This is a genomic window from Shewanella chilikensis, assembly GCF_037953065.1.
Taxonomy (GTDB): Bacteria; Pseudomonadota; Gammaproteobacteria; order Enterobacterales; family Shewanellaceae; genus Shewanella; species Shewanella chilikensis.
This window is the reverse complement of record NZ_CP149966.1, coordinates 1,176,681-1,190,436: the sequence shown is the minus strand read 5'-3', so window position 1 is coordinate 1,190,436 and position 13,756 is coordinate 1,176,681. Positions and strand designations below refer to the sequence as shown.

Genomic DNA, 13,756 nt, shown 5'->3' with positions numbered 1-13,756 from the left:
ACCTATTCCCCCAGCGCCGTAGATTTAACGGTGTAATAACGCTGTTTGCGAATGGTCTGTATCACCTGGTTAAAATGTGCCAGCAACTCTTGCTCTGAGCCGTATCTTCGCTGCAACGCGGCGTACTCCTCATTGATTTGGCGACGTGCACGTTCAAGGTCTTCCGTTAATAACTTCGCATAGGCATGATCTTCCACACCGGAGGTACTTCTAGCTGCATTGAGCATGTCTTCAACTAATGCTCGGGCCATCTCAACAGCAATAAATGGTGCCGCTCGTGAAGCAAACGACCTAGCGGCCCCTTCATTTAATGCAGAAAGAGTTCGAATCATGCCCCCAATGCTGGCAGGAGCCGAGGTCATAAAAGCCTTTTCGGTGGCGCTAGCAGCCCCTGTATTTCGAGCAAACTTAAAAATAATGCCGTTACTAGAACCTGTACCAAGAAGTAAATTTTCTACCTGAGTTGATAACCCGGTAAGAGTCACGTTAGTGATTATTGGGTTCAGACAACCGTCTTGCGTCACTGTGTCACATCGGTACATAGCGACGTTACCGCCATGAATTAGATGTTCAATAGTCACTTTATTGCCATTCAGTCTGGTCAGTTTTGGGGCTTTACCTTGACCATCAGCCGCATTCGCTAAATCACCAACGATGATCGAGCCCGTCACGGACATAACCGCTTCAAGAAAACGGTCATCCCCAGATGCAAACCAGCTTGATGCCGAGTGACGTTTCAATGCTCGCCAAACCAAATTACCTTTAATCGTTTTGTTCACATCAGATGCCGCGACACTCGAAGCGTTCTCATATGGGTTCTTACCATTGGATTCACTCCAACTGGTAAAAATGTCTCCAGCCCCTTTAAGTGAGCTCAACATGCTGGCCTCTGTTTGCCCCTTCTTACCAAAAGCAGCTAGGGTATCGTTCACGACTCCCTGAGCCATTTGACAGGAATTGCCAAAATATTCGTTCAACTGCTGGATTTTCTTTTGCAGTGTCTCCATGTGCTGGGAGCATTTCTCACACATAGCACTGAGCGCCAATTGGAATGCATATCCTTTGGCGTTTGCAGCAACAGAGCGAAGTAATTGAACAAACTGATCCGCGTTAACAAATGACAAACTTCCCGCGAACATATCAATGCCGCCACAACCGGCTTGGAATGACGGTGGCACCATAGAGACGAGGTTCTCGTTCATGATCCTGTTACGAACAACAACGCTTCCTCCAGATATAACGCCACGCCGCTGACTCTCGAATACACCAGGCGCAGTGGTGTTGGTCATTGAACCAAACAACTGGTTCATCTCCTGTTGCAAGCTTGCTTGGCTCATAGATGAAAAACCAATCGCACAGGCGATTAGCGATACTCGGATTACTTTTTTCATTGTTATAACCCTCCTTGTGCACGCAGATAGCGAACAAGGAACTCAGGGTCCTGTAATATCTTTTCGTTAAGCTCTTGGGCTGACATCGCGAGTGACACGCCGGGTTGAACAGGTCTGGTGGCATAGTAAGTTTGATCGTCAATCCAACCGGCTTGATGGGCTGCGAGAATGATTCGATTATTGAGCTCATCAAGGCTCATTGCGCCTTGTCCAATCGGAGTAATAACGTTAGGCGGGTCAACTAAGAACACGGCAGGGACAGTCGTAACGGACAAGGATTGTGCTTGTCCTGAATCGACTTTGTAATTGGGAAACTCTCCACCGGGTAAAGGCAAGCCATCGACAGCAATAGCAAACACCTCGAACCCATAGTTCAAGGCCATAGATTCGATGATAGGCGCTTGAGCATGGCAATAAGGGCAATCCGAACGATAGAAAAAGAACAAACCAGCCCGCTTCGCTACTTCACCTAAAGCTACATCACGTTGAGCGCCAGCTTCTCGATCCATCCGATTGGCAGCATAGGTCGCCAAGGGTCTGCGACTGATTTCATCCAAAACAGGATCGCCCATGACCACCTGCTGACTAACATCAGCAAACTGTGAGCCCTTATCCATCATGACGCGCTGGAGATACAGATAGGCTCTGACGTTCTCATTCGTCGGCTCATCAATTGCCTTGTCCATGAACGACTGCATGTGCTCACGAAACCAGGCAGCACTGAAAGGCTTTAGCCCGTCCTTAGTGGGCTCCACAACACCAGATTTCGGCTTCATTAGGTCTTCAGACTCGGCTGGCTCGGGAATGACCTGATACCAAAACCAACCTTCCTGACCACGCTGATAGAATTGCCCATCACTAGCATAGGCGGGCAAGATGAATAGAAAGAAAATAATGATTGGGATGGTCACCCATAGGATGAACCAAGGTAACAAAGGCGTTCTCATTGTCAGCTCCAGAAATTTCACAGAGCTAACATGCTAAAGATCCCCGTAAGAGCGATTGGCCAGATAGATGAAGGAATCGTGTGTGTTTCTGACTATCTATTAAACACTGTTACTAACGTAAGTGCTTTGGCTGATGGCACCATCACAAAGTGCATACCAGAGCTCCCATGACACCAAAACTCTGCCTGTACGAAATATTTTTTTGCTTTCTTTGAAGCTATACATTCTGGCAATAAAGATTTTGCCAATTCTGTGCTACACAATTTAGCGCACAAAGCCTTCCAAGGATGCTTAGGTACACCGCCTGAAAGCCGTTCCACAAACCTTTCCAGTGCATGACGAGTCACCACGACAGGCCCAATGTTCGGAACGTTGATGACCTCATCGATTTCTCTCACGGTAGCATTATCGACGCTGTATTCTTCGAAGGAATATGAGAGCCAATCTTCCCGTTTCTCTACCGATATCTGTGCTTCCTGGTATCGAGTGAGCAAAAACCTAGTCAGGCTGTAAAGTGAATGCTGAGTTGAGCGTTGTTTCTGTAACTTTTTGATAGCTCCTTTACTGACCCGGATTTGAAGCCCATTACCGCTTCGGTTACTCCCCATCACCTCTTTCACTGACAGTAGGTGATGAATCGCATAGAGCTCAGCTGCAATTGGCTTTTGCTGCTCAGTTAGCTTGTCGTATTGCTCACCTAAATCGACCTTTAGTTCACCACCTCTTCGAAGGCCGGTCTTCCAGTAAACCGTAAACTCACCATCAATCTGCTTTGTTAACAGGGTTAATACCATCATGTTTGTTTCTCCTATTGGTTATCTATTTTTCATTCTCCATGATTTTTCAAATATGCAAGGCGCAAAAAAAGGGGCCGAAGCCCCTTAGATCAGATATGAACTTTCGGAAAGCCCATGGCTCCGTAAACATTCAGCACATCATTCCAATCCCAACTTTTCACGCCAAGTGACGTTGGTATCGGAGGGATCAGAACTTGTGTCAGAATGCCTTTTTGCCAGGCTTTTTTCTTGAGTTCATTCGCTGCATTCAGGCCGGTCTCAGAGAGATCGTGATCTGCCCAGATGTACAGCATTTTCACATTACTTGGTGGTTCAAACCTAGCCAGTAGCGTTGCATTCACAACCGACCAACATGTCTGTCCCGTAGCTCTGGTAACCGCTAAAGCTGTTTCGATGCCTTCAGAAACACCTAATACCTCACCAGGCTCACCTATCGGAATGGCACCACCAGTGATTGTTCTGTCACTTGGTATCGGCATCATCTTTTTAGGCTTTTCAACCGGCGCTTTGAATCCATCTTCACTTAGGTAGATCCGATGAAACGTGGCCGAACGCCCTTGCTGAGTAACGATTTTACCTAGCAGCGCTGGGTAGCTATCGATAAACAAGCCATCTTCATCATGGTAAGGCAAGTTTGGATGATACCTCAGCACCGAATCCCATTCAGGACGAAGCCGGGTAACAATGCCACGACGATGCATGTAGTTCCAAACTGGTTGCGCACGAGTATCTGCAAGAGAAAACGTTTCTCCCCAGGTTTGATTCAAGCGATGGATAATCGCTTTGTCCTCGTCCTGCTTTCTAGCCTTCCAATCAACTGCGTTACTCGGTATTGGCCGAATAGGCGCTTGTATTTGTCCGGGTTGAATACCAAGAACCTGGCCGATTGCTTCAATAGACTGAGCAAAGTTCCATCCATTAATCCAAGACAACAGTTCAAAACCATCATGAAAGATACCGCAGGTGTTACAAACGCCACCTCCGGTATATTCAGCATCTTTGAATAGCCTAAAGCCATCACGACCGCCATGAACAGGACAAGCCACATGACGGCCCTTTCGAGCAATGGCGGCATCAAGTTCTGGCACCAATACCGCTAATACTTGAAGCCATTGGCCATTAAGATATGGCCTTACTGTTTCAATTTGTAAAGGTAACGCCATATAACCTCCTTAAGTAAAAAGCCGACTCCTACCACTGGTGGTAAAAGTCAGCTTGGGTCCTGCATTGAGCCGTTTGGTTAATGCAGGAACGTTAGTCAAGCTGGATACCATGTCGTCTTAATAGCCACATGATGGAATCACGAAGCACATCAGGATCGACAACCGCAGCCATCGCGCAAACACGAAAGCAAAATGGCGTTAATTCGTCATTTTGAATCCACGACAACACATCCCTTCGCAATCGAGTACTGACACGACCGTCCAGCAATACACGGATCGCATCCAATAGAATGCCTTCGCGTAACTGCCAGATTTCCGTGTCAGACCAAGTGACTGGGGCATCATCAAACTCAAATAGAAATTCGAGCTGTGATGACGTGTGTTGATAGGACTGCTTTTGTGATGAAGGAGAATGGGCAATGCGCCCATTCATTAAAGATAACCGCGTTCGGCAAGCGAAACGCAGCCCTCGGATGCGACCACGACATGGTCAAGCGTTCGAATATCAACAAGTGACAAGGCGTCACGGAGTCGATGAGTGATGCGTTTATCAGCTTCACTGGGTTCAGGATCACCCGATGGATGGTTATGAACCAGTATCACTGCTGCCGCATTAAGTTCTAGCGCTCGTTTTGTTACTTCCCTTGGATAAACGCTCGCTGCATCTAAAGTGCCTTTGAACAGCTCTTCAAATCGAATAACGCGATGCTTTGTATCAAGAAACAGTACGCCAAAGACTTCGTGCTCATACTCGTGCATCAGTGTTTGCAGGTATGAGAACGCCGACGATGGCTGTTCAATTTTTCGACCTTTACTCAATCGACCACGGGCAAGCTTGAGCGCCATATCTAAGATATCCGCTTCAGTCACTTGCTCAGGAACGATGTAAGTACCGGCTTCTTCGCCAGCTAAGAACTTTCTGTTTTTCATAGGAGTCTCCAAAAAAAACGGAGACGAACCCATGCCCAGGCGGGGACGGAATCGTCCCCGCAGGGTGGTAAAATGGATGTGGTTACTGAATTATCAGTTGTTGTGTTACTTCGAATAACTCACGCTTCAGATCTTTGACGTCGTTAATCACGATGCTTCGAGGAAAGAATTTCTCAACACTGCGTGTTTGAATCCCGATCCCCAGCAGCTCAAAGCCACTGCGTCTGCACCGGTCAACAATGTCATGCGTGGCAGCCCAATCATCTGGGTCACCATCCGTTAGCACTATCATTAGCTTTCGCTTCTGTTTTTGTGCCAACAAACTGTTTGCCGCAAACCACATAGCTTGTGCCATAGGCGTACAACCTCTTGGTTTTTGGTCAAAACAGGCGGCCCGATGTCGAACCGATTGCTTGGGCAATAACGCGATAGAAACTTCCTGATGAATACCAGGAAAATAACTGACCGCAGGTACAACACCCGGTATACCTTCCAATGCCATGGCTAAAGCCAAAGCGGCTTCATTGGCAACATGAAAATACTTGCGATTACCTTCGCCAATGGGCTTACCCATTGAGCCCGATATATCGACAAGCAAGTGCACAGCAGCATTAGGCGCAATGCGGGGCTGCCTTTGAATAAACAATCTCGACTCACCTGCTTGTGAAGCGGCAAGACGATGAGTTGCCACTCGAAGACCGTACCGTTTGGCATGATTCCGATTGTCCTGACTGGACTGAACCATGCCCCTAAGTCGGGCTCGAATTTGAGCCGACTCAGACGCCGATAAGGTCAAGATAGCCTCATCACCCAACATAGCTTGCTCTGCTTGGGGCAAACTGAGTGGAGTGACGCCCTGATGTCCTTCTGCTTGTTCCGACAACACTTCTGCCACTTGTGCAAAGGTATCGGGTTCAAAGTGAGCGGCACTGGCCTCTAAGGCTTGTCGCAAATTATCAGCTTGATCAGAGTTATCTGAATCACTCGTTTCAGCAGCATCCCCTGTTGCAGACGAACTTGTTTCCGGGGTTTGACTGTCACTACTGCTATTGCTGTCATTACTCGCATCTTGTCCAATGTCATCACCGCCATCAGCATCAGACTCATCCTGTGGTGGACGAGATTCTTCTTCCAACATGGCAACGATGGCATCGACAAGTTTCAGCACTTCACCTGTAGATGCCAGGCTAGGCACTGCTGTCAGCATGGCGCTTAACCGGCTCATCGCTGCGGCAGGAAAGAGTTGTCTCACTCTTTCATCAACAGCTTGATACAAAGGCGTCAGCGCTTTCTGGCCCAGAAAATGGCATCTCAAGCGAAACAACAACCAGGCTTGCAAGTTAGATGCAGGCTCAGGCTGTTCAGGTACACACATTTGCTGTGTGTCCACCATGTACTCAATCACTTGCGAAATACTGCGCCGGGTTCCGGGGTAATCCTTTGCCAATTCGTTTTCAATGCGCACATCCTCAATAATATTGAGAAGTGCCTTACGGATCGGCTTAGACGACGCCTTCTTCACCATGTCAAAATTGGTATGCCGAATATGCGCCGCTTCATGAGCCAGATAACCCCAAGCTATTTGTTGATAGTGTGGGTCGTCTGGGTTTGCTGTTGGGATCACAATCCGCTCACCATCGGTAAACGCATCTTGTCCTTGAATAAGCACCTTCACACCAAACTTTTCGCCATAAGCGGCGGCAACGATTGGCAGTGCATTTTTTAATGGATGATTCATGGGAGTCTCCTAATCATTAGGGGGAATACTCCCTCAGCGGGAGCGTTTCCCCGCTGGGAATGTAAGTGTTTAAACCTGTGCTTTTAGCTTAACCAGGTCGTATTTTTGACCTAACCAAGCCACCAATTGAGCGGTACTCTCGTGCTGCTCAAATGACGTTTTAAGCTGGTCTAAACTCAGGATGTCATCCAATGTCAGACCATACTGGTCTTGTAACTGAGTAGACACCTCGTGTTGATATTGCAGCCAGGCCCGCTCATGAGCGGTTTGCTGCAATGCCATGTTTGGAACAAACACCATGGCCGTTACCCAAACACCTTGCCCGTCCGCATCTGCGATCAATACAGGGTTCTTGGGGATCACGACACTATGTGTTGAGTACGATCGTTGTACTAACGTTCGACAACACGCCACTTCTGGTATCGATTCACTTTCAACCGCATCAGTCACACCACGAAAATGCGGTTCAAACTGGTTCAGTTGGCTGGGGTTATGGATGGTTGATTGCATAATTTCCTCTTACATAGTTCAGAGGACATGCGCCCTTAAGGGCAACATGCCCTCAAGGACGTTAGAAATAAAATGAGTTTGGTACAGTCGAACCAAGGTTTGGTCTGACGGTTGGTTGTGGTATTGCACGTAAGTTATCTGCCTGAGCAGATACTGGCTGTGCGGGTTTAGGTTCAGGTTTGGGCATCAGTTGTCTGATATCCAATTGACCTTCACCGTGCATTCTCATCTTGTCTGGATCAGACAAAATTAAAATGGTCGCCATCAGTTCGTGATAGAGATTGTCTGTCACAGGGCCGGTCTTCGGCAGACGAACAAATAAATTGTCCATCGCTTCAACCATCGGCTGAACTCGATGATCCAGGAATGACAAACCATCCAACTTGTCTCTTAATCGCTTGAGAGGATTAAGGGCACGCTGACTGATTTGATTCTTTCCTGCAACGGAACGCTCAAACAGTTCATTAGCATCACGAGCCACCTCCCTAAATAGGGTGTGTCCCATGCCATTGACCTTGTCATCTAAGCCACCAGCTTGTTCAGCCGGTTGCATTCGATAGATGGCATAATCGAACTGAAGCCGTTGTTCCACGTCTTCGATGGGTGACAGCGCACGCCGAATTGCATCTGCAAATTCCGGGTGTTTCGCAACCCAGTCAAACGTCACCTGATCATAGTTGTCCAAGAACAACTGCTTGCACTGCGCAAACTCCTGACCGATCCTGTCAAGCTCTGGAACAATCTGATCAATTCGGTCTTCAGGGACGGCATAGCCACCTAAAAACCGCACACCGACTTGCTCACACAAGCGCTGCGCTTCTTTCTTAAGCCTTTCAAAGTTCGCCAATGCCTCTGGGTCGCAAATTTTTTTACTCCCTAAGCTGGCAACATCCTTCGGTGGAAGTTGGCTGCCATTGGCTAATCTGAAATCTTCAGGCCTTAGCTTTTTTCTACCGCTCCAGATGGAACAGTCGATGTGACAAATCAACAGTTTGTCGAGGGTTTGAATACTCATAGTGCATCCTCATGCGAGATGGGGACGCACCACTCCCAACAGGAGCAATGGCCCCCGTTTGGGTGGTAGTAGTTGACGCGCTAATGGCAATACCACTATCAGAAATAGTAATTTTGCGAATCAGGCGACGATTGGTTGAGATCGATTTTCACAGGCATTAAGTCCAGTGCTTCAGCTATCGGGCGAACCCGCTCTAAATCACTGCCTAGCAACCGCAATACATCTTTTTCCAACTTCAGTTGGTCTGATACTTCTATCCCTTCAGGACTCGCTACTGTGAGCGAACACAGAGGTGGTAATTGACGCTTAAAGGCCAGTAACAGCAACAATGGCCACGGGCCATCATCCGTGTTAACAATGCCAGCGCCTTCACCTGACACCATGCTGATTTGATTGGTACTAGGTAATCCGCTTTTGCAAAACCCCAATGACCATTCTCCAATCCTGACCTGGTTATCATCAATAACAGCCAAGCCATAGGCTTCAAGCAGCTTTGCCATATCGAATAACGCTTTTTTCGCCAGCGAAATTTGGCCATTGACGTCCTTGCGAGTACGAAACTCCCAACTGACGTTATTGGCGCACGCGACGCTATCGAGCGCATTTGAGAGTTCAAATGGCCGCCCTTGATGATCAATACCGACATGTCCAACAAATCGATAACCCTTGTTGATTTTCTCATTGATTCGTCGGTCTGCTTCAGCGTTAGGATCAGTCGAGTCAATCAATCGCTGCTGCGACAATTGACCAGCTTTTCCAAACCGAACTTCAATCTCCTGGGTGTCTGATCCAACGTAAATGGCCCATTCTTTGGCTGTCACATCAGAATGACTGTAACGGTAAAGAGCAAAGCACTTTTCCATCATCAATCCTCCCAATGGTCACCGAAGACATCAGCGGCAATACGGTGAATAGCTTCTCGTTGCTCCAACTCAGCACGAGCCGTCAAAGACCGAACCAGTGCATACTCCACTGCGTTAGGAGCACCTTTAAAAGCAAGTGTTAACTTTGCCCAGCGCACCAAGGTCCGAGTGGACATGGTGATACTAAGCTCTGCACCGCCATCCGCGCCCCCAATAAAAAGACGACGAATGTCACCAGCCACCTTCACCATTTTTTGGCGAAAGACCTCTGGTAAGCCCGGCGCAACGTTCTCCAGAATGGCTTCCTCTACAGATGGTTCTGCATAGGTCGCTTCAATGATTCTAAAGCGATCAAGGAAAGCCAAATTCTGTTGAAGCACGCCTTGATACAAGCCCGTTTGGTCACCGCTGCCCGCACTGTTGCCGGTAGCGATAAAACGAAACTTGTTGTGTGGCATGATGATCTCTCCGCCATTTTGTGCGATGGCCAAAGGGGCACCTTCCAAAATGTCATTGAGCCCAGCCAGTTCAGCAGGCTCAGCAAGATCCATTTCATTAATGATCAGCAAATGGCCATGCTTTACAGCCATTGCCAGCGGTCCATACACAAAGGTCATGTTGCCATTAACCAGCGTGTGGTGACCGATAAGATCGGACAACTCCAATCGACCGTGCGCAGTAATTTGCTGAACAGGCCAATTCAATCGAGAAGCAACTTGGCAAATTAGCGAGGTCTTACCGCATCCAGTGGGGCCTGTAATATACAAACCGTCACCGTCTGGGTGAGACAAAAACGCCAATACGTCACGTAAGTCTTCTTTTCTAAAAACATACTCGTCCTTGCGAACGGGAATGTTTGGATCGGTAGTGTCGGCACTAAATCCTTCCAGAACGAAAGCATCAGGAGCCGGGACATTAAACGCTTGATTCACTTGAACCAAAAATGGGGATTGTTCAGTCATGGTAAACCTCATCAGTTTTGACGAGGCTCCATGCCCCAGCAGGGAATGAAGTCCCCGTCGGGTGGTATGTTGATTGTGGTATGGCTGTGTATGTAAGAGTTCAGCTCGCTCTATCATTCGTACCCAGCATTGGCTACGAGTGAAACTGCTTTCTGATGCACTCCATATGAGCGCATTAGAAAGGAGCCGAAATCGGCTCCAAGTGAACGTTAAAAATAAAATGAGCTCGGCGAGTCACCTGGCAGAACCAAGTTCTCTTGCTCAAGGCTGATTTTGATTGGTGTTTCAACGGGCTGCTCTGGCTTATTGGTGCTAATGCGCAACCGCTCTTGTGGCGCTTTTCGGTAAGCGGCTAAAACCTGTTCATCCAGCTCGCCTAACTTATCGGTGGCCAATTGCTTATAGTCCACCGTGCCCGCCATCATGTAGCGGCTGAGTTTGACCCCAGCATAGTCGGCATGAGCGTAGTTACCCATCATGGCGACCAATTTTGACTGGGCGTCTCGCATTTCCTCTTTCAAAGATTTAATGTGATTTTCCAGTCGGACCACTTCGGCATGTGCTGAGCAATACTGTCGAGACAGCGATGTCCAACGGTATTGGGCTTCACCCTTAGGAACAAAACAATCTTGCTCAGGGCATTTTGACGGTTCTTTTTTGGTCTGTACTAACTCCCAAAACTGAAGCGCTGTTTCTTGCAATTCAGTTAAGAACGCCGCGTCTCGTTGTATTTCAAACTCAATCAGTTGATCCTCAAAATAGAATACCAACCAACCACGCGTGCTATTGGCGACCAGTATTTGATGCTGTACTTGCACCCAATACAACTGGTACGCCTCGCTTTGTTCTCGATGAGCTTGCACATCCTCAAAAACTGACTGGCAAGGACATTTCAGTTCAACGGGCTCGCCCGCATCGTTGATGCCATCAAAGCTGGCTCGAAAGATTGCGTTATGATCGGCTTCTGCACATAACGGCAGAAGAAAGTCATTATGCGCATTTTCAAATGCTCGCCTTGCTTGAGGCTCCAACCGTATACCGCGAAGCACATTTGGATTATTCGACAGGTCTTCCGGTAATACGAATCCAGTTTTTTCTGCCCATAATCGCCAAGGTGTTTTGTAGGGTGAACGCCCCATAATAATTGGGGCTTCAGATGCCGTAACCCCTGCAATGCGCCACTGGTGCCATGCAGGAGTACGTTGTGATAGGTCGATAACCTTCATATTGCCTCCTTTGAAGGGAGACTCCCCCGAAGGAGAGAACTCCCCTTCAGGGTTAAGTGGTTACTTTGCAGCTTGTGCTAACGCTGTTTGGTGCTGAACAACACTTGCTTGAAGCGAATCAATTGCCGTTTTACCGGCTTGAATCGAACCTACGACAAGGGCAACAACCAATACCAAGCGAAAAAGTGAGGCTGATTTAGTCATGGAAGATCTCCAAAAAAAGACGAGACCTTCCCCCTGACGGGAGAATAATCCCGCCAGGGTTAGTAAAATGAATGCGTGGCTCTAAGAAGCTAAAGGCTGTGTGAGCGCTTTGGCTGCTTGTTGCTGTGCATTAAATATTTCTTGTTTCGCAAACGTCAGTTCAACACCTTGAAAATGTTCATTGGCATATTCCAATGCACTATTCCAAGCGTTTGAAGCTTCCGCCCGCTCGATAAGCTTGTAAACAAGCCCTCGGGTTCGATCATCAACTTGCTCGGGTGGAATCACCGATGGCTCAACAACGTGTGTTGCTTGGCCTTCGATAATTCGCTCCGCTTCGTCTTGATCGAAAATTCCCACAAAGCCAAACGCAATGCGGGAACACTGGATCATGGATTTATGTCTTAGCATTCGCTTAGTGTGCGTCTGCCATGGACCATCTACCCGGTAAGGGCCATTTTTGCCGTTACCTTCAAAAGGCGGTCGATAGACTTCATCCAGATACTCAGTGATTTTGACTGGGTGCGAACGGTCGCGCCGATAGATGATGCATTCCATCCATTCAGGGCATTCTTTCGCGCCATCCAGTGAGACTTTGTTTTCTGAAGTCTTAAACTCCATGCCATCAAACTGGTCGTGTTGATTGATGATGCGAGACCATCCATCGACACCTACCACTGGAATAATTCCAGCTTGTTTATCAGGGAACGCAAAAATCTCTTTGGTGAAAGGGTTCAAGCCGTACTGATCTGCAACCACCAAGAGCGCCATCATCTGCTCATTGGTCGGTGCACTACCGTCACGTTGCTTGAATGCTGTTGCTTTTAGGGTATCGAACAGTTTGTTTGGATCGACACTAAAGCGCTCAGCAAAGCGTTGGATTAGCTTTGGTTTTTCCATTATGGACTCCGACAATCAAAGTGGGAGTCTGCCCCTGACGGGAAAGTACTCCCGGCTGGGTTAAAGCGTTTTTGCTCGGTTAAAAATCTGGTTCAGGATAAGTTTGTGCCCAATTAGCTTGGGAGCTCGCATCATCCGCCGGTGATGGCTCAGATGCTTTGTTCACACTATCAAGAAGCAGAAACTCGTCCGCGTCCACTTCGGTCAATCGATGCTTAATGCCATCTTTCTCCCATGAACGCGTGCGCTGAGGCCCTTGAACAAAAAGCTTCGCTCCCTTTTGGATTAAATCTTTTGCTCTTAGCCCTAACTTAAATCCACCACGATCTCGAAAAACGACCCGATGCCATTCCGTATGCTCTTTGAGCTCATTGGATTGACGGTCGCGCCATTTCTCAGAAGTGGCCAGTGAAATACTGGTCACTAAATCACCTGATGGATAGGCTCGTGTCTCTGGCTCAGCGCCAACGTAGCCTATGAGTGTTACTTGGTTTTTCATGATGTTCTCCTCGTCTTAGTTGAACTCTGTGCACACAGTCGCTTCTACCCGGCTGGGCAAAGAAGACTGACGACGCAGATAGGTTGGTATTTCGAGTAAAGCCATGTCGTACTGATGTGGCTCTTTGTAAAACGCAGATGTCAAACGGGGCATACCAAGAGCTTTAGGCACTGCCATTGGACGACGTTTTGGTGTTGGTGTGAGCAATCGCTTGATTTGAGTAAGTACAAATCGAAACGGACGCACGCTTTGACGAGCAAGCAATCGCAAAAGCGACCAGCTCAGTTTTGCTAGCAACATAATGCCCGCGATTTGGATAATAAATCCGAAGATATATTCCATTGGTGACTCCATAATTTGGTTTTGAAGGAGTCACCCCCAACTGGGGAAAACTCCCCCAGTTGGGTGGTGAAAAGGCGAACCGTAAGGAACGCATGGTTGAGCATGTAAGAACATGCAGGCTATTTGTTTAAGGAGGCTAGCTACCTCTTAGTACCACTGAGAATACTCAGCGGCGGGCTTCCTTTGAGCTCATGCTCTCAGGCGCAGATATCACTGAAACAGATCAGCAATATTTGATAGTCAGTGTAACCGTCTTATCCAGACAGGAT

16 protein-coding genes are annotated in these 13,756 nt (G+C 47.9%); all 16 read right to left on the bottom strand.

Annotated features, from left to right (window positions below):
- Positions 1–2 precede the first annotated feature (2 nt).
- The 16 genes from WKR14_RS05535 to WKR14_RS05460 all read right to left on the bottom strand — a co-directional run bounded on the left by WKR14_RS05535 (position 3) and on the right by WKR14_RS05460 (position 13,487).
- Entirely contained in the window at positions 3–1,391 is a 1,389-nt protein-coding gene (locus WKR14_RS05535; RefSeq protein ID WP_024015936.1) for a conjugal transfer protein TraH, read from the bottom strand.
- Positions 1,392–1,393: 2 nt separating this feature from the next.
- On the bottom strand, positions 1,394–2,338 hold the full coding sequence (locus WKR14_RS05530; protein ID WP_024023021.1) for a thioredoxin family protein: 945 nt from the start codon (positions 2,336–2,338) through the stop codon (positions 1,394–1,396).
- Between the two features lie 92 nt (positions 2,339–2,430).
- Complete coding sequence (locus tag WKR14_RS05525; RefSeq protein WP_024023022.1) at positions 2,431–3,135, bottom strand: hypothetical protein; 705 nt, start codon at positions 3,133–3,135, stop codon at positions 2,431–2,433.
- An 89-nt stretch (positions 3,136–3,224) separates the two neighbouring features.
- Complete coding sequence (locus tag WKR14_RS05520; RefSeq protein WP_024023024.1) at positions 3,225–4,298, bottom strand: DUF7146 domain-containing protein; 1,074 nt, start codon at positions 4,296–4,298, stop codon at positions 3,225–3,227.
- Between the two features lie 91 nt (positions 4,299–4,389).
- Entirely contained in the window at positions 4,390–4,731 is a 342-nt protein-coding gene (locus WKR14_RS05515; protein WP_024023025.1) for a hypothetical protein, read from the bottom strand.
- Complete coding sequence (gene radC, locus WKR14_RS05510) at positions 4,731–5,228, bottom strand: RadC family protein (RefSeq protein WP_000797298.1); 498 nt, start codon at positions 5,226–5,228, stop codon at positions 4,731–4,733. The genes WKR14_RS05515 and radC overlap by 1 nt, the downstream gene beginning before the upstream one ends.
- An 82-nt stretch (positions 5,229–5,310) precedes the next feature.
- Positions 5,311–6,966, bottom strand: coding sequence for a VWA domain-containing protein (locus WKR14_RS05505; protein WP_053410252.1), 1,656 nt, complete (start codon positions 6,964–6,966; stop codon positions 5,311–5,313).
- Positions 6,967–7,035: 69 nt separating this feature from the next.
- Positions 7,036–7,476 carry a hypothetical protein gene (locus WKR14_RS05500; RefSeq protein WP_024023027.1) on the bottom strand — a complete coding sequence of 147 codons (441 nt, stop codon included), beginning with the start codon at positions 7,474–7,476 and terminating at the stop codon, positions 7,036–7,038.
- Between the two features lie 61 nt (positions 7,477–7,537).
- On the bottom strand, positions 7,538–8,491 hold the full coding sequence (locus WKR14_RS05495) for a DUF3150 domain-containing protein (protein WP_000027441.1): 954 nt from the start codon (positions 8,489–8,491) through the stop codon (positions 7,538–7,540).
- Between the two features lie 98 nt (positions 8,492–8,589).
- The gene (locus WKR14_RS05490) at positions 8,590–9,357 is read right to left on the bottom strand and encodes a hypothetical protein (protein ID WP_339087493.1); all 768 of its coding nucleotides are present in this window, start codon (positions 9,355–9,357) and stop codon (positions 8,590–8,592) included.
- Positions 9,357–10,316, bottom strand: coding sequence for an AAA family ATPase (locus WKR14_RS05485; RefSeq protein WP_339087491.1), 960 nt, complete (start codon positions 10,314–10,316; stop codon positions 9,357–9,359). Before WKR14_RS05485 ends, WKR14_RS05490 begins: the two co-directional genes overlap by 1 nt.
- A gap of 209 nt (positions 10,317–10,525) precedes the next feature.
- The gene (locus WKR14_RS05480; protein WP_000862954.1) at positions 10,526–11,542 is read right to left on the bottom strand and encodes a YqaJ viral recombinase family protein; all 1,017 of its coding nucleotides are present in this window, start codon (positions 11,540–11,542) and stop codon (positions 10,526–10,528) included.
- Positions 11,543–11,602: 60 nt separating this feature from the next.
- Positions 11,603–11,746: a hypothetical protein gene (locus tag WKR14_RS05475; protein WP_000167276.1), complete on the bottom strand. Its 144-nt coding sequence runs from the start codon at positions 11,744–11,746 to the stop codon at positions 11,603–11,605.
- 81 nt (positions 11,747–11,827) lie between these two features.
- Complete coding sequence (gene bet, locus WKR14_RS05470; RefSeq protein ID WP_000414662.1) at positions 11,828–12,646, bottom strand: phage recombination protein Bet; 819 nt, start codon at positions 12,644–12,646, stop codon at positions 11,828–11,830.
- Positions 12,647–12,725: 79 nt separating this feature from the next.
- A complete protein-coding gene (locus WKR14_RS05465) occupies positions 12,726–13,145 on the bottom strand; it encodes a single-stranded DNA-binding protein (protein WP_000795984.1) in 420 nt (139 codons plus the stop codon).
- A gap of 15 nt (positions 13,146–13,160) precedes the next feature.
- Complete coding sequence (locus WKR14_RS05460; RefSeq protein WP_339087490.1) at positions 13,161–13,487, bottom strand: plasmid-related protein; 327 nt, start codon at positions 13,485–13,487, stop codon at positions 13,161–13,163.
- Positions 13,488–13,756 lie beyond the last annotated feature (269 nt).